The 14550-nt window shown below is 59.9% G+C and carries 15 protein-coding genes and 1 pseudogene; 9 read left to right on the forward strand and 7 right to left on the reverse strand.

All coding sequences use genetic code 11. The annotated features are described in order from the left end of the window. Positions 1–3 precede the first annotated feature (3 nt). Positions 4–906, reverse strand: coding sequence for a transcriptional activator NhaR (gene nhaR / locus LVW35_RS09915; protein WP_233895148.1), 903 nt, complete (start codon positions 904–906; stop codon positions 4–6). 134 nt (positions 907–1040) lie between these two features. On the opposite strand from nhaR, the gene LVW35_RS09920 reads away from it, so the two are divergent. The 4 genes from LVW35_RS09920 to mnmH all read left to right on the forward strand — a co-directional run bounded on the left by LVW35_RS09920 (position 1041) and on the right by mnmH (position 4302). After that, the gene (locus tag LVW35_RS09920; RefSeq protein ID WP_233895150.1) at positions 1041–1292 is read left to right on the forward strand and encodes a hypothetical protein; all 252 of its coding nucleotides are present in this window, start codon (positions 1041–1043) and stop codon (positions 1290–1292) included. Between the two features lie 28 nt (positions 1293–1320). After that, on the forward strand, positions 1321–2070 hold the full coding sequence (locus tag LVW35_RS09925) for a TerC family protein (protein ID WP_233895152.1): 750 nt from the start codon (positions 1321–1323) through the stop codon (positions 2068–2070). Between the two features lie 94 nt (positions 2071–2164). Next, positions 2165–3199 carry a selenide, water dikinase SelD gene (selD, locus tag LVW35_RS09930; RefSeq protein ID WP_233895154.1) on the forward strand — a complete coding sequence of 345 codons (1035 nt, stop codon included), beginning with the start codon at positions 2165–2167 and terminating at the stop codon, positions 3197–3199. Continuing rightward, positions 3199–4302, forward strand: a complete 1104-nt coding sequence (gene mnmH / locus LVW35_RS09935; protein ID WP_233895156.1) for a tRNA 2-selenouridine(34) synthase MnmH — start codon at positions 3199–3201, stop codon at positions 4300–4302. The genes selD and mnmH overlap by 1 nt, the downstream gene beginning before the upstream one ends. On the opposite strand, the gene LVW35_RS09940 is transcribed toward mnmH, so the two are convergent. Next, entirely contained in the window at positions 4292–5347 is a 1056-nt protein-coding gene (locus LVW35_RS09940; protein WP_233895159.1) for a permease, read from the reverse strand. The two genes, mnmH and LVW35_RS09940, sit on opposite strands and share 11 nt — an antisense overlap. Positions 5348–5391: 44 nt before the next feature. Then, a complete protein-coding gene (locus LVW35_RS09945; protein ID WP_233895161.1) occupies positions 5392–6093 on the reverse strand; it encodes a histidine phosphatase family protein in 702 nt (233 codons plus the stop codon). Between the two features lie 250 nt (positions 6094–6343). Here LVW35_RS09945 and LVW35_RS09950 point away from each other — a divergent pair, with 250 nt between their 5' ends. The 4 genes and pseudogenes from LVW35_RS09950 to LVW35_RS09965 all read left to right on the forward strand — a co-directional run bounded on the left by LVW35_RS09950 (position 6344) and on the right by LVW35_RS09965 (position 10132). Then, complete coding sequence (locus tag LVW35_RS09950) at positions 6344–7042, forward strand: glutathione S-transferase N-terminal domain-containing protein (RefSeq protein ID WP_233895163.1); 699 nt, start codon at positions 6344–6346, stop codon at positions 7040–7042. Between the two features lie 3 nt (positions 7043–7045). After that, positions 7046–7888, forward strand: a pseudogene (locus LVW35_RS09955) (PhzF family phenazine biosynthesis protein). Between the two features lie 116 nt (positions 7889–8004). Beyond that, positions 8005–8979: a porphobilinogen synthase gene (gene hemB, locus LVW35_RS09960; protein ID WP_233895165.1), complete on the forward strand. Its 975-nt coding sequence runs from the start codon at positions 8005–8007 to the stop codon at positions 8977–8979. A gap of 67 nt (positions 8980–9046) precedes the next feature. Then, positions 9047–10132 carry a DUF1615 domain-containing protein gene (locus LVW35_RS09965; protein ID WP_233895167.1) on the forward strand — a complete coding sequence of 362 codons (1086 nt, stop codon included), beginning with the start codon at positions 9047–9049 and terminating at the stop codon, positions 10130–10132. 156 nt (positions 10133–10288) lie between these two features. Here the strand turns inward: LVW35_RS09965 and LVW35_RS09970 are convergent, their stop codons facing one another. The 3 genes from LVW35_RS09970 to LVW35_RS09980 are packed head-to-tail and all read right to left on the reverse strand — an operon-like array spanning position 10289 to position 12875. Then, the gene (locus tag LVW35_RS09970; RefSeq protein ID WP_233895168.1) at positions 10289–11470 is read right to left on the reverse strand and encodes an acetyl-CoA C-acetyltransferase; all 1182 of its coding nucleotides are present in this window, start codon (positions 11468–11470) and stop codon (positions 10289–10291) included. Positions 11471–11481: 11 nt separating this feature from the next. Next, positions 11482–12141, reverse strand: a complete 660-nt coding sequence (locus LVW35_RS09975; RefSeq protein WP_233895170.1) for a CoA transferase subunit B — start codon at positions 12139–12141, stop codon at positions 11482–11484. A 35-nt stretch (positions 12142–12176) separates the two neighbouring features. Beyond that, positions 12177–12875 carry a CoA transferase subunit A gene (locus LVW35_RS09980; protein WP_010211319.1) on the reverse strand — a complete coding sequence of 233 codons (699 nt, stop codon included), beginning with the start codon at positions 12873–12875 and terminating at the stop codon, positions 12177–12179. A gap of 189 nt (positions 12876–13064) precedes the next feature. On the opposite strand from LVW35_RS09980, the gene LVW35_RS09985 reads away from it, so the two are divergent. Then, positions 13065–13970 (forward strand): LysR family transcriptional regulator, encoded by a 906-nt coding sequence (locus tag LVW35_RS09985; protein WP_233895172.1) that lies wholly within the window; start codon positions 13065–13067, stop codon positions 13968–13970. 61 nt (positions 13971–14031) lie between these two features. On the opposite strand, the gene LVW35_RS09990 is transcribed toward LVW35_RS09985, so the two are convergent. Further along, positions 14032–14361: a hypothetical protein gene (locus tag LVW35_RS09990; RefSeq protein ID WP_233895174.1), complete on the reverse strand. Its 330-nt coding sequence runs from the start codon at positions 14359–14361 to the stop codon at positions 14032–14034. Positions 14362–14550 lie beyond the last annotated feature (189 nt).

Below are 14550 nucleotides of genomic sequence, written 5' to 3' on the forward strand. Positions count from 1 at the left end.
CCGTCAGGGCAGGGTAGTGAACAACTCCCGTCGAGCACCTTCGGTAATTGCCACAATGCCGGGGTGCTTGACCTTGCGTTCCACCGAGATCGCGTAGAACGACTCGGTCACCGCCACCGTCTGGCCAATCAGCGCCACGCCATACTGGCGCACCACCTCATCGGCAATCACGCTGGGGGCGATAAAAACCCCGCTGCCGGACTGGCCGAATGCCTGCATCAAGGCACTGTCGTCGAATTCGCCGATGATTTTCGGCTGGATCTGCTGCTCGGCAAACCAGCGCTGCAACCGGCTGCGGACCACAGTTTCCGCCCCTGGAATCAATAGTGGCGCGCCGTGCAGGCGCTGTGGGAAATCCCCGCCGTAAGCGTCAGCCAATGCCTGGGTGGCGAAAAAGCTGATGCCACATTCCCCCAACTTCTGGCTGTAGCCCTTGATGTCCAAGTGTGAGGGCATGGGGCTGTCGGAAATCACCAGGTCCAGCCGCTGGATCGCCAGGTCGGCCAACAAGCGTTCAAGTTTGTCCTCGCGACAGGTGATGCGGATCGGCTCACTCAACTCCATGGTGGGCGCGATCAACCGGTAGACGATGGATTTGGGCACCACATCCGCCACGCCGACGCGGAACAGGATCTGCTGTTCATCGGGCTGCGCCCGCAGCATCGCCTCCAATTCGTTACCGGTCTGGAACATGTGCTCGGCGTAGGGCAAGGCCTGGCGTCCGGCTTCGGTCAGTTCCAACTGACGGCCGACGTGCTGAAACAGCGCAATACCGAACGTTTCCTCCAACAGGCTGATCTGCCCGCTGATGGTCTGGGGGGTGAGGTTGAGCTGCTCACAGGCGCGAACGATGCTGCCGGTCTTGGCTACCACCCAGAAGTAGTGCAGTTGTCGGTAATTGAGCATGGGCGCTATCGCTTCGTAAAAATCGAAGTATACGCGGGAAAAATACGAATTTTCCTGAATTGTTTGCGTGCATAGAATGCCTCGCTATCGCGGGGCCACTATTTGGACCCAATGGTTCTAACGAGGAATACATCATGAAACTCAATTCCCTGGGCGCGGCGTCGTTGCTTGCGCTTTCATTGGTAGTGATCAGCGGCTGCGATCAGGTCGAAAAAAGCGCACAGCAGGTATTGGGCAAAGCCACCGAATCGGCCAAGCAAGCGATCGACGATACCCACAAAGCCGCCGAACAGGCATTGAGTGAAGCGACCAACGGCCTGATCAACCCACAGAAGAAGGATGATCAGGAAGGCAAAGAAACCGAATCGCACAGCAAAGAAGCTTAATTTCTCCGCACAACGTCAGGACTGACCTATGGATTACCTTTTACAGCTGGCCGCCAGCCCCACCGCCTGGGTTGCCCTGGCAACCTTGATCGTCATGGAGATCGTGCTGGGCATCGATAACCTGATCTTCATCTCGATCCTCACCAACAAACTGCCGGAGAAGCATCGGGCCAAGGCGCGACGCATCGGTATCAGCATGGCGTTGGTGTTGCGTCTGGGCCTGTTGAGTACTATCGCGTTCATCGTGCAGTTGACAGCGCCGGTGTTCGAAGTGTTTGGTCAGGCGTTTTCGTGGAAGGACATGATCCTGATCGCCGGTGGCCTGTTCCTGGTGTGGAAGGCGACCACCGAGATCCATCACAGCATGGACCCGGAGCCGGAAGAGAAGGCCAGCGTCGGCAATACGGTCGCCATCGGTTTTGCCGCGGCCATCGGGCAGATCCTGTTGCTTGACCTGGTGTTCTCCATCGACAGTATCATCACCGCCGTGGGCATGACCGAGCACTTGCCGATCATGATCATTGCCGTGGTGACCTCGGTGATCGTGATGCTGGTGGCGGCCGAGCCGTTGGCCAAGTTCATCAACGATAACCCGACTGTGGTGATGTTGGCCCTGGGCTTCCTGATCATGATCGGTATGACGTTGATCGCCGAAGGCTTCGGTGCTCATGTGCCTAAAGGCTACGTGTACGCGGCCATGGCGTTCTCGGCGGCGATCGAGTGCCTGAACATTGCTCGCCGTAATCGTCACAAGCGTCTGCTCGCTGCCCGGCAATAACGGCTGAACCCAAAAGGCCGGCTGCGCTCACAAGAGCCCAGCCGGCTTTTTGCTGTCTGTTAGAATTCGCGCACTTGATAGCGTGAGGTCCTACATGAACGAGCCGATTCGTCTTACCCAGTACAGTCACGGCGCAGGGTGTGGCTGCAAGATATCCCCCCAGGTATTGGAGGTGATCCTTGCCGGCAGCGGCGCGCAGAACCTCGACCCCAAGCTATGGGTGGGCAATGCATCACGCGATGATGCGGCGGTGTACGCCATTGATGACGAGCGCGGCGTGGTCTCCACCACCGATTTTTTCATGCCGATTGTCGATGACCCCTTCGATTTCGGCCGGATTGCCGCCACCAATGCCATCAGTGATATCTACGCCATGGGCGGCGATCCGTTGATGGCCATCGCCATCCTGGGTTGGCCAGTGAATGTGCTGGCGCCGGAGATTGCCCGAGAAGTGATCCGCGGCGGCCGCTCGGTGTGCGACGAAGCCGGTATTCCTCTGGCGGGTGGTCACTCCATCGACGCGCCGGAGCCGATCTTCGGACTGGCCGTGACCGGTATCGTGCAAAAACGCCATATGAAGCGCAATGACACCGCCACCGTTGGCTGTCGGTTGTACCTGACCAAGCCCATCGGTATCGGCATCCTGACCACCGCTGAAAAGAAGGGCAAATTGCGCGAGGCGGACATCGGCCTCGCGCGCGACTGGATGTGCACTCTTAACAAGCCGGGCAGCCGTTTCGGCAAGCTGGCAGGTGTTATGGCCATGACCGATGTCACCGGTTTCGGTCTCTTGGGGCATTTGGTGGAAATGGCTGACGGCAGTGGTGTGTCGGCACGCATCGAATATGCCAAGGTCCCACGCCTGGCGGGGATCGAAGATTATTTGGAGCAGGGCTGCATGCCCGGTGGCACCCTGCGTAATTTTGACAGCTATTCCAGCAAACTCGGGCGTCTGCAGGAGTTGCATAAGCGTGTGCTGTGCGACCCGCAGACCAGCGGTGGCCTGCTGATCGCCGTCACCCCTGAAGCTGATGCCGAGTTCCATGCCGTGGCCGCCAAGTTGGGCTTGGCCCTTGAGCCCATCGGCGAACTGGTGGAGCGACAGACCCACGCGGTAGAGGTGGTTTGATGGCTACCGACATCACCGACTACCGCGATATCTTCCTCAATGACCGGCCGATGATGGATACCCGTGCGCCGGTTGAATTCATCAAAGGCGCCTTTCCAGGCGTGGTCAATCTGCCGCTGATGACCGATGACGAGCGCCAGCGGGTCGGCACCTGCTACAAGCAGCAAGGCCAGCAAGCGGCAATCGTGCTGGGGCATGAATTGGTGTCGGGGGCGATCAAGGCGCAGCGCATCGAGCAGTGGGCACAGTTCGCCCGGGCCAATCCCGAGGGTTACCTGTATTGCTTTCGCGGCGGCTTGCGTTCGCAGATCGTGCAGCAATGGCTCAAGACCGAGGCGGGTATCGAGTACCCAAGGGTCGGCGGTGGCTACAAAGCAATGCGCACCTTTTTGCTGGAAACCCTCGAGCAGGTAACAACCCGTTGTGATTTCGTGCTGCTGGGTGGCATGACCGGCACCGGCAAGACCGAGGTGCTTGGCCAATTGCATAACGCTCTGGACCTGGAAGGCCACGCCAATCATCGCGGTTCCAGCTTCGGCAAGCGCGCCACGGGGCAGCCGTCCAACATCGACTTCGAAAACCGTCTGGCCGTGGACCTCCTGAAAAAATCTGCCGCCGGGATCGAGCAGTTCGTGGTCGAGGACGAAAGCCGCATGATCGGCAGTTGTGCGTTGCCACTGCCGCTGCACAAGGGCATGCAGACGTTTCTGATGGTGTGGTTGGAAGACAGTGTGGAAGGTCGGGTCGAGCGGATCCTGCGCGATTATGTCGTGGACTTGTGTGCGGAGTTCGTCAAGGTGTTTGGCGAACGCGGCCAGACGCTGTTCGCCGAGCGTCTGACCCAGAGCCTGGGTAACATCCATAAGCGTTTGGGCGGTGAGCGTTTCCAGCGTTTGCGGGCGATCCTGCAGGATGCCCTGGCGGAACAGGCCCGTAGTGGTGCCGTGGACTTGCACCGGGCCTGGATCGAAAGACTTTTGCGGGAATATTACGACCCGATGTACGCCTTCCAACGTGAAAGCAAAGGCGCGCGTATCGAGTTTGCGGGAGAGCAGGGCGCCGTGGTGGCCTATCTGCGCGAGCGCGCCAAGGCTAAAGAATAGCGGCGCCGATCAAGCCGCAGGCCACCCCCACCAGCATCGTCAGCCCGGCCACCGTCACCAGCACCCGTGCATCGAAATCCTTGCGCAGCATCAGCAGTGACGGCAGGCTCACGCTGGGCAGGGTCATCAGCAGGGCCACGGCCGGGCCAGTGCCCATGCCCAGGGCCATCATGGTTTGTACGATAGGGATCTCTGCGGCGGTGGGAATCACGAACAGCGTGCCGACAATCGCCAGCGGTACCAGCCACACCAGGCTGTCGGCCATGGCGCCATCCACGTGGGGAAACAGCCAGACCCGTGCCGCGCCCAATATCAGTACCGCCAGGATGTAGATGGGGATCGTGCTCCAGAACAGCTGCCACAGGGTCCGCAGCCAGCGATTCAGGAACGGTTGCGACTCGACCACGGCGGCTTCGCTCACGGCTTCCAGCGCTGCTTCCGGCACATGGTCCGGACGGGCAATGCGTTGTGCCACCAGGGACACCCCCACCACCAGCACAATACCCGCCACCAATCGCAGAGCGGTGAAGCCCCAACCCAGCACAAACCCCATGAACACCAGGGTGGCCGGGTTCAGCACGGGGTTGGCGATCCAGAACGCCAGCGCCGCGCCCACCGATACCTGCTGGCGGCGCATGCCCGCCGCAACCGGTGCCGCGCAGCAGCTGCACATCATGCCCGGCAGGGCGAACAACCCACCGCGCAGCGTAGAGCCCAGCCCCGCACGGCCAAAAAGGCGCAATAGCCAGTCCCGCGGTATGAGCACTTGCAGGAGCGAGCCGAGGATCACCGCCAATACGGCGGCTTTCCAGATCGCCAGGAAATATACCTGGGCGTAGGCCAGGGCGGCTGCCAGCGGTGCGCTTTGCTGATCATTGAGGATCGACCCGCCAATGCTGTGGTTGTCGGCGGCCAAGAAAGCCTTGAAGTAGTAGGGCGACCACTTCACGTAGTAGAGGCCGACGCAGGCAACCAGCAGGAACAGCGCAGGTTTCCACCAGAAGGACCAACCCCGATTGGGTTGGGAGGACGTGAGGTCAGGCATGGTGATGTTCCGCAATTGAGTCAGTTGCGGCGCATCATACGCTGTCAGCTATCGGCACTCACCTGCGTGGGTTCCGGGCAGCTTTCGTCGCCGTCGTTCAACCCTTGCTTGTAGTTGCGGCTCAACAGCGAGGCCTTGCCGTTGTGCCAGGTCAGGGTCAGCACGTAGAGCGTGTCGTAGTCACTGCCCGACCAGTCGTCAGTGATGGTGTGCTTTTCGCCCGACGCTTCGCTCGCCACCTTGTTGATCAGCTCCGGCAAGTAACCGTGTGACCAGGCGGTGTAGATCGTGGCGTTGTGATACTTGTCTTCAACCAGTTCGTCAGCAAGATCGCTGGTGTCATTCGCGGAAAACTTGATGTTCACCGGCAGGCCCAACTTGATGGCGCTGGGGCTGATGGTCATCAGCGGGCGAATGTAGCTGTAGGAGTTGTCCAGCTCGCCTTCTTCCACATTACGTGTCGGGTTGGCGGCGAAAACGAAGTCGGCCTTGCCGAACTTTTCCGGGAGCAGGGTGGCCAGGTTCATCGCTCGATTGAGCCCCTGGCAATTGAGCTGGCCAAGGCCGCCGGCAGGTTTTTCGCCATGACGCAGAAACACCAGGGTTTGCACGCCGTCAGCCTGTTCGGCGTTGCTGGTGCGCGATTCCAGGGTCAGGCCGATGGCGCCGCCTACGAGCAGCAGCGGCAACATGATGTATGAATATCGTTTCAGGCGCAGCGCAAGGCACAAAGGCTTGATGGTCATTAGTGTCGAGTCTTCAGTGCATCGGATTAAGGCGGACAAGCCCGGCCCCAGTGACGCTTCCGGCGTCCTGCGGTGTTCCCTGTCGATGTAGCGCGTTGCCTCCATTCAGCGTTCGAGCGCACTTAAGAGTGCGCCCGGGCCTATTGGTTCGCCCTCGTGGGATAATAGCCCGCGGTTGTTGCGTATTGATGACCCCTGCAGGACGCTTGGCAGATGACTATCATGGTTGCTTTCTGCCCAGGTACTTGTGATGAACCCACTCGCTGCTTTCCCGATCAACAGCAAATGGCCTGCCCGGCATCCCGAGCGCTTGCAACTGTACTCGCTGCCGACGCCCAACGGGGTAAAAGTGTCGATCATGCTCGAAGAGCTGGGCTTGCCATACGAGGCACATAAAGTCAGCCTGGAGGCTCAAGAGCAGTTGTCTACCGAGTTCTTGTCCCTGAACCCTAACAACAAAATCCCGGCGATCATCGACCCAAATGGTCCTGGCGGTCAGCCGCTGGCGTTGTTCGAGTCTGGTGCGATCCTGATCTACCTGGCGGAAAAGACCAGCCGGCTGCTCTGCGAAGACCCTGCCTCGCGCTATGAAACGATCCAGTGGCTGATGTTCCAGATGGGCGGTATCGGCCCGATGTTTGGCCAGTTGGGCTTCTTCAACAAATTCGCCGGCAAGGCCTACGAAGACAAGCGCCCCCGCGACCGTTACGCCGCTGAATCCCGGCGCTTGCTGGCGGTGCTGGAAAAACGCCTGCTGGGTCGCACATGGATCATGGGCGACGCGTACAGCATTGCCGACATCGCGACCTTCCCGTGGATCCGCAACCTGATCGGTTTCTACGAATCGGGCGATCTTGTAGGTATCGCCGACTTCCCTAATGTCCTGCGCGCGCTGGACGGTTTCGTCGCACGGCCGGCGGTGATCCGTGGCCTTAATAATCCGAGTTGAAGCATGCCGACTTTCGATTTCAAACAGCTGGACGTTTTCAGCAGCGTGTCCCTCAAAGGCAACCCGTTGGCGGTGGTGTTCGGCGCCGACAGCCTGACCGATCAGCAGATGGCGGGTTTTGCCAACTAGACCAATCTCAGCGAAACCACGTTTTTGCTGACACCGCGTGATCCCAGGGCTGACTACCGGGTGCGAATTTTCACCACCTTGAAAGAGCTTCCCTTCGCTGGCCACCCGACGCTGGGCAGTTGCCACGCGTGGCTGCAGGCGGGCGGCATGCCCAAAGGCGAGGAGATCATTCAAGAGTGCGAAATCGGCTTGGTGCGAATCCGTCGCCAGGGCGATGAGTTGGCGTTTATCGCGCCGCCATTGTTGCGTTCAGGGCCTATTGAGGTTTCGTTGATCGAGCGTGTGCGCTTGGCGCTGGGCTTGACGCCCGAAGCCATCGTGCGCAGCCAGTGGGTCGACAACGGTGCGGGTTGGCTGGCAGTGATGTTGGCCGAACGTAACCAGGTGCTGGATTTGCAACCGGATTACGCGCAACTGCTTGGCTTGGCGGTGGGTGTGATCGCCCCCTGCGACCCCTCAAGGGACGATGTGGACGCGCAATTTGAAGTGCGTGCCTTCCTCGCGGGTGACGGCGCCCAAGAGGACCCGGCCACTGGTAGCCTGAATGCCGGTATCGCTCAATGGCTATTGGCCGAAGGCCTGGCGCCTGAGCGCTACGTGGTGAGCCAGGGTACGGTCCTGGGACGGGCAGGGCGGATTCGCGTTGAACGCCTGGGCGAGGAAATATGGGTGGGCGGCGCTGTGGCGGTGTGTATCGAGGGGCGCCTGCAGCTCTAGATCAATGAATTGTTACGCGCGGCGCAATACACTATTGGCCCCTCGGCATTTGTGCTGCCGGGGCCAGGGGCATAAGCTTTCGCCCCAAAGATTTCTGCCTTCTGTATAGGAAAGCCATGACCAGCCAGTTCCCCCAAGCCCGCCCACGCCGCCTGCGCCGCTCTCCGGAGCTGCGTGGCTTGTTCCAGGAAAGCGAATTCACGCTCAACGACTTGGTGTTGCCGATTTTCGTCGAAGAAGAAATCGACGACTTCGTGCCCATTACCAGTATGCCCGGCGTGCTGCGCATCCCTGAGAAGAAACTGGCGGGTGAGATCGAGCGCTATGCACATGCCGGTATCAAATCCGTGATGACCTTTGGCGTCTCTCATCACTTGGACGCAAACGGCAGCGACACCTGGAAAGAACGCGGCCTGGTCTCGCGCATGTCCTCGATCATCAAGGACGCCGTGCCGGAAATGATCGTAATGTCCGACACCTGCTTTTGCGAATACACCGACCATGGCCACTGCGGCGTGATGCACGGTGCCCATGTCGACAACGACGCAACCTTGGTCAACCTCGGCAAGCAAGCCGTTGCCGCTGCCCGTGCCGGTGCTGATGTCATCGCCCCTTCGGCGGCGATGGACGGCCAGGTCCAGGCAATTCGCTGCGCGCTGGATGACGCCGGTTTCACCCATATCCCGATCATGGCTTACTCGACCAAATTTGCCTCGGCCCTCTATGGCCCGTTCCGCGAAGCTGGCGGCAGCGCGCTCAAGGGCGACCGCAAGAGCTACCAGATGAACCCGATGAACCGCCGTGAAGCCGTGCGCGAATCGCTACTTGACGAACAGGAAGGTGCGGATGCGCTGATGGTCAAGCCGGCGGGTGCCTATCTCGACATCATTCGCGACATCCGCGAAGCCTCGCGCTTGCCGGTGGCGGCGTATCAGGTCAGCGGCGAGTACGCGATGATCAAGTTCGGCGCCCAGGCTGGTGCTATCGATGAGGATCGTGTGGTGCGTGAGACATTGGGATCGATCAAGCGGGCGGGGGCGGATTTGATCTTCACCTACTTCGCGATGGACCTGGCGTTGGCCGGGATCTGACACACGCGCCTGCGGAACTGCCGCTATCCTTGGGCGTCGATAGTTGATCGTCGCTCAAGGATGTCCCATGTATTCAAGCCGCCTGATTCTCTGCCTTGCCACGTTGCTGGTGCTGGCCGGTTGCTCCACCACACGCAACCCACAACAGCCGGAGCGCAGCGAAGCCGAAGTGAAGGCGCAGATCGTGCGGCTGCTGCCGGCCAGGGTGCCCGACCGCAACGGTTGGGCCCAGGACATCTACACGGCCTTCGACACCCAGGAAATCTACCCCAGCACAGAAAACATCTGCGCCGTGCTGGCGGTGACCGAGCAGGAGTCCACTTATCAGGTGGACCCACCCGTGCCGAATATGGGCAAGATTGCCCAGGATGAAATGTTGCGGCGTGCCGGAAAAGTCCACGTGCCAGCTTTTGTTGTACGCAGCGCGCTGCAATTGCGCTCGCCTACCGGCAAGTCCTATGCCGACCGCCTGAGTGCCGCGCGCACGGAGAAGGACCTGAGCGGCATCTTCGATGACTTCATCAGCATGGTGCCCCTGGGCAACACGCTGTTTGGTGGTTTCAACCCGGTGCATACCGCAGGCCCGATGCAGGTGAGTATCGACTTTGCGCAGAAACAGGCGCGGGGTTATCCCTACACGGTGGACGGCAGCATTCGCCGCGAAGTCTTTACCCGCCGGGGTGGGATGTACTTCGGCATCGCGCATTTGCTGGGTTACCCGGTGAACTACGACCAGCCGCTGTATCGCTTTGCCGACTTCAATGCCGGTTGGTACGCCAGCCGCAATGCCGCGTTCCAGGCCGCCGTCAGTCGTGCCTCGGGCAAAGAGTTGGCATTGGATGGGGATTTAATTCGCTACGGCTCATTGCTACCCGGCACCACGGAGCTGGCAGTGCGTTCCTTGGGGGCGAAGTTGGATATGCGTAACCCAAGTATCCGCAGCCAGTTGGAGCAGGGCGAGCAACTGGATTTCGAGGACACCACGCTCTACAAGCGCGTGTTTGCCCTGGCCGACAAGGCAGCGGGCAAGCCGATGCCACGGGCGATCCTGCCGGGCATCGTGCTCAAGAGTCCCAAGATCACCCGCAACCTCACCACCGCCTGGTTCGCCAAGCGAGTGGATGAACGTTATCAGCGGTGTATGAAGCGCTGATCAGCTTTGTGGTGAGCGGGGTTGTCCCGCGCTTGGGGTGCGTAGCGCCCTCAATCAATACAACGCGGTGTTTAGGGTGCCGATGGGACGGGCGTGGAGGGTAAAGAAAAGGCCTGATTTTCGTGGAACCAGGCCTTTTCCATGTTGCCCTTTGTATCAGTTGCGTTCGAGCGCCAGTGCTACACCCTGGCCGCCACCGATGCACAACGTTGCCAAGCCTTTCTTGGCATCGCGCTTGATCATTTCATGCAACAGGGTCACCAGCACACGGCAGCCTGACGCGCCGATAGGGTGGCCGATCGCGATGGCGCCGCCGTTGACGTTGACCTTGTCCGCATCCCATTCCAGCTCTTTGCCCACCGCCAGGGACTGCGCGGCGAAGGCTTCGTTGGCTTCGATCAGGTCCAGGTCGCCCAGGCTCCAGCCGGCTTTGTCCAGGCAGCGACGGGTGGCCGAGACCGGGCCGATGCCCATGATGGCGGGGTCGACACCTGCGTTAGCGTAACTGGCGATGCGCGCCAATACTGGCAAACCGAGGGCCTTGGCTTTGTCGACGCTCATCAACAGCACGGCGGCGGCGCCGTCATTGAGGCTGGAGGCGTTACCGGCGGTGACGCTGCCGTCTTTCTTGAACGCAGGTTTCAGTGTGGCCAGGGACTCGGCAGTGGTGCCGGCGCGTGGCTGCTCATCCACCGCGAAGGCCACCGGGTCGCCTTTGCGCTGGGGAATCAGGATCGGGGTGATTTCATCGACAAAGCGGCCTGCTTCGATAGCAGCGGCGGCTTTTTGCTGGGACGCCGCGGCGAACGCGTCCTGGGCTTCACGGCTGATGCCGTACTTGTCCACCAGGTTCTCGGCAGTGATGCCCATGTGGTAGTCGTTGAACGCATCCCACAGGCCGTCGGTGATCATGCTGTCGACCATCTTGGCGTGGCCCATGCGCAAACCGGTGCGCGCGGCGGGCAGTACGTACGGAGCCAGGCTCATGTTTTCCATGCCGCCAGCGATGATCACCTCGGCGTCACCGCAACGGATGGCCTGGGCACCCAAGTGCAGGGCCTTGAGGCCCGAGCCGCAGACCTTGTTCAGGGTCAGGCTGGGCACCGCGTGGGGCAAACCAGCGAGGATCGAGGCCTGGCGCGCCGGGTTCTGGCCGCTGCCGGCGGTGAGCACTTGGCCGAGGATCACTTCATCCACTTGCGCAGGGTCCAGGCCAGTCTGTTCCAACAGGCGACGGATCACGGCGGCGCCCAGTTCCGGTGCCGGAATGTTCGCCAGCGAACCCTGGAAGCTGCCCACGGCGGTGCGGGTGGCAGCAACAATCACGACGTCTTGCATGAGATCTGTCCTCATTGGAAGTGCATTTCTGGAACGTGGTCCGGGACGATCAGTTTACCGGCGGTCTTGCTCACAATCTCTTCAACGCTGACGCCAGGTGCGCGTTCCTTGAGGACAAAAGCGCCATTTTCGATTTCCAGGTACGCAAGGTCGGTCAATACACGCTTGATGCAGTTGGCGCCGGTCAGCGGCAGGCTGCACTGGCTGAGCAACTTGGACTCACCGTCCTTGGACGCGTGGGTCATGATCACGATGATGTTTTCCGCACCGGCCACCAGGTCCATGGCGCCGCCCATGCCTTTGACCAGCTTGCCGGGGATCATCCACGAGGCGATGTTGCCTTGTACGTCCACTTCAAACGCACCGAGCACGGTGAGGTCGACGTGGCCGCCACGGATCATCGCGAAGGACTCGGCGGAGGAGAAGATTGAGGCACCGATGCGTGCGGTCACGGTCTGCTTGCCGGCGTTGATCATGTCGGCATCGATGGTTGCTTCAGTAGGAAACGGTCCCATGCCGAGCAGGCCGTTTTCCGATTGCAGCATCACTTCCATGCCTTCGGGGATGTAGTTGGCCACCAGGGTCGGGATGCCGATACCAAGGTTGACGTAGAAACCGTCCTGCATTTCGCGGGCGACGCGTTGAGCCATTTGTTCGCGGGTAAGAGCCATTTTTATGTGTCCTTATTGTTCGGGCTGGGGGCGGATTATTTGCGCACGGTGCGCTGTTCGATGCGCTTCTCGAACGTGCCGCAGATGATCCGGTCGACGTAGATGCCAGGGGTGTGGATCTGCGCCGGGTCCAGCTCGCCCGGTTCGACGATTTCTTCTACTTCGACCACGGTGATCTTGCCGGCCGTGGCGGCCAGCGGGTTGAAGTTCTGGGCGGTGTGGCGGTAGATCACGTTGCCGAAATGGTCGGCTTTCCAGCCTTTGACGATGGCGAAGTCACCGGTGATGGATTCTTCCATCAGGTAGGGGCGACCGTTGAATTCGCGGGTTTCCTTGCCTTCGGCCACTGGAGTGCCGACGCCTGTCGCGGTGAAGAAGGCCGGGATGCCGGCACCGCCCGCGCGCATTTTCTCGGCCAGGGTGCCTTGGGGCGTCAGCACCACTTCGATTTCGCCGCTGAGCAATTGCTTCTCGAACAGCGCGTTTTCACCGACGTAGGAAGCGATTACTTTGCTGATCTGTTTTTCTTCCAGCAATACGCCCAGGCCGAAACCGTCGACGCCACAGTTATTGGAAACCACGGTCAGGTCGCGGGTGCCTTTGCGCTTGATCTCGGCGATGAGGTTTTCCGGAATGCCGCACAGGCCAAAACCGCCGGAGAGTACGGTCATGCCGTCTTCCAGGCCCGCCAGTGCTTCCTCGTAGGACGCCACGCGTTTATCGAAACCTGCCATATGCACCTCTTTTATTGTTTGTGGGCCAGCCAATGAACCGAGTGTTGCTCTGATGGATTGATTTGTTAAGTTGTTTTTTTAGGTTGATTGGTTTGAAAAACAGCATAATCAGTTTTAAGCCGCAAGCTTCAAGCCTAGTCAACGGCCGCGTTCACTTGCGGCTTTCAACTCGTCGCTTGGAGTTTCCCTATGACCGTTAAACAAATGCGCGCGTTTCTCGCCGTGGCCCAAAGCCTGAGTTTTGCCGCCGCCTGCGAGCGCCTGCACCTCTCCCAATCGGCGCTGAGCCTGACCATCAAGGGCCTGGAAGAAGGCCTGGGCGGGCGCCTGTTCAGCCGTAATACACGCAACGTTGCCCTGACGCCCGAAGGCGAATCCCTGCTGCCCCTGGCGCGCCGGCTGATTGCTGACTGGGACAACGCCGAAGACGAACTGCGTCAGCGTTTCACCCTGCAACGCGGGCGAGTCACCGTCGCGGCGATGCCATCGTTTGCGGGCAACTTGCTGCCACCGATCCTGAAGATGTTCCGTGCGCGTTACCCTCAGGTGAATGTGACCGTGCATGACTTGATCAATGAGCAAGTGCTGGAGATGGTGCGCGACCGGCAAGTGGAGTTGGGCGTGGCGTTTGAGCCGGCTGAGGGCTCATCACTGGCGTTTACGCCGTTGTATCTCGACCGCTTCATCGCCGTGGTGCCGGGTGATTCGCCTTTAGCAGATTGTGCCGGGATCGATTGGAAAACCTTGCTGGAACAGCCTTTCATCACGTTGCAAAGACCATCCACGGTGCGGGTGATGCTGGAGGAACACCTGGGCGCCCTACAGATGAAGTTGCCGGTAGCCCTGGAAAGCCATCAACTGGCGACGGTGGGCAAGATGGTCGCGAGTGGTTTGGGCGTCAGCGCAGTGCCGGCGTTGTGTGCACGGCAAATGCAGGAGGCGGGCGCCCATTGCATCACCTTGACTGATCCGGTGATCGAACGGCCGATTGGCGTACTGACCAAACCAGGACATGAACTCTCGGCGGCGGCGCAGGTGTTGTTTGATATTTTTCGCGATGAAGCGGCAAAGGGGCGGTTTCCGGCATTGTTATAAGTCAGGCACTAAAAAGCCCGCTTGAACTAACAAACGGGCTTGAATGTTTAATGCTGTGTTATCAGCAGTATCTATCAATCACTTTAACTTGCGACTGACCCTTGAGGTTCTGCCATTCGGTATTAAGTGTTTGAAAGACCTGCTCGATAAAGTTGCGATCGGCGGCCGCTTTCTTGCCGACATAACCTTGGCCGCGACGGTACATCTTCAGGCGCGCCGCCAGTTCCCGGTGATTGCGGTCGAACTCGGCTTCTTCGGTGTGGGGCGCCAGGCAGTCAATTTGGACTTCGCCCGATTTGCCAATCCACAGGATATGGTCGTCGAGTGTGTCTTTCTGCGCTGCGAACATCTCAGCCAATTCATCGATAGTTGGTTGGTTGTTCAGATTCATGTGTAAGCCCCTTGACCAGTTGGCGATCTATCAGTTGGTTCGTTAACACTTGGTTAGTTGTCTCCGGTTGCGAAAACCGGGCGTCAGCGACGGTCTGCCGAATACGGGCAGGGTCTTGAACCTGATGCATGTAGTCTTGCTGATGAACTGCTACGCAATGCATTCATAACGAAGACAAGCCGCATTTGA

The organism is Pseudomonas sp. HN11, from assembly GCF_021390155.1.
In the GTDB taxonomy this organism is placed as follows: Bacteria; Pseudomonadota; Gammaproteobacteria; order Pseudomonadales; family Pseudomonadaceae; genus Aquipseudomonas.

Excerpts from the sequence above, each read along its gene's own strand:
- LVW35_RS09950 (WP_233895163.1), top strand. The coding sequence starts at position 6,344 with ATGAACCCACTCGCTGCTTTCCCGATCAACAGCAAATGGCCTGCCCGG.
- mnmH (WP_233895156.1), top strand. The coding sequence starts at position 3,199 with ATGGCTACCGACATCACCGACTACCGCGATATCTTCCTCAATGACCGG.
- hemB (WP_233895165.1), top strand. The coding sequence starts at position 8,005 with ATGACCAGCCAGTTCCCCCAAGCCCGCCCACGCCGCCTGCGCCGCTCT.
- LVW35_RS09940 (WP_233895159.1), bottom strand. The coding sequence starts at position 5,347 with ATGCCTGACCTCACGTCCTCCCAACCCAATCGGGGTTGGTCCTTCTGG.
- LVW35_RS09945 (WP_233895161.1), bottom strand. The coding sequence starts at position 6,093 with ATGACCATCAAGCCTTTGTGCCTTGCGCTGCGCCTGAAACGATATTCA.
- LVW35_RS09985 (WP_233895172.1), top strand. The coding sequence starts at position 13,065 with ATGACCGTTAAACAAATGCGCGCGTTTCTCGCCGTGGCCCAAAGCCTG.
- LVW35_RS09975 (WP_233895170.1), bottom strand. The coding sequence starts at position 12,141 with ATGGCTCTTACCCGCGAACAAATGGCTCAACGCGTCGCCCGCGAAATG.
- LVW35_RS09990 (WP_233895174.1), bottom strand. The coding sequence starts at position 14,361 with ATGAATCTGAACAACCAACCAACTATCGATGAATTGGCTGAGATGTTC.
- LVW35_RS09980 (WP_010211319.1), bottom strand. The coding sequence starts at position 12,875 with ATGGCAGGTTTCGATAAACGCGTGGCGTCCTACGAGGAAGCACTGGCG.
- LVW35_RS09970 (WP_233895168.1), bottom strand. The coding sequence starts at position 11,470 with ATGCAAGACGTCGTGATTGTTGCTGCCACCCGCACCGCCGTGGGCAGC.
- LVW35_RS09920 (WP_233895150.1), top strand. The coding sequence starts at position 1,041 with ATGAAACTCAATTCCCTGGGCGCGGCGTCGTTGCTTGCGCTTTCATTG.
- nhaR (WP_233895148.1), bottom strand. The coding sequence starts at position 906 with ATGCTCAATTACCGACAACTGCACTACTTCTGGGTGGTAGCCAAGACC.
- selD (WP_233895154.1), top strand. The coding sequence starts at position 2,165 with ATGAACGAGCCGATTCGTCTTACCCAGTACAGTCACGGCGCAGGGTGT.
- LVW35_RS09965 (WP_233895167.1), top strand. The coding sequence starts at position 9,047 with ATGTATTCAAGCCGCCTGATTCTCTGCCTTGCCACGTTGCTGGTGCTG.
- LVW35_RS09925 (WP_233895152.1), top strand. The coding sequence starts at position 1,321 with ATGGATTACCTTTTACAGCTGGCCGCCAGCCCCACCGCCTGGGTTGCC.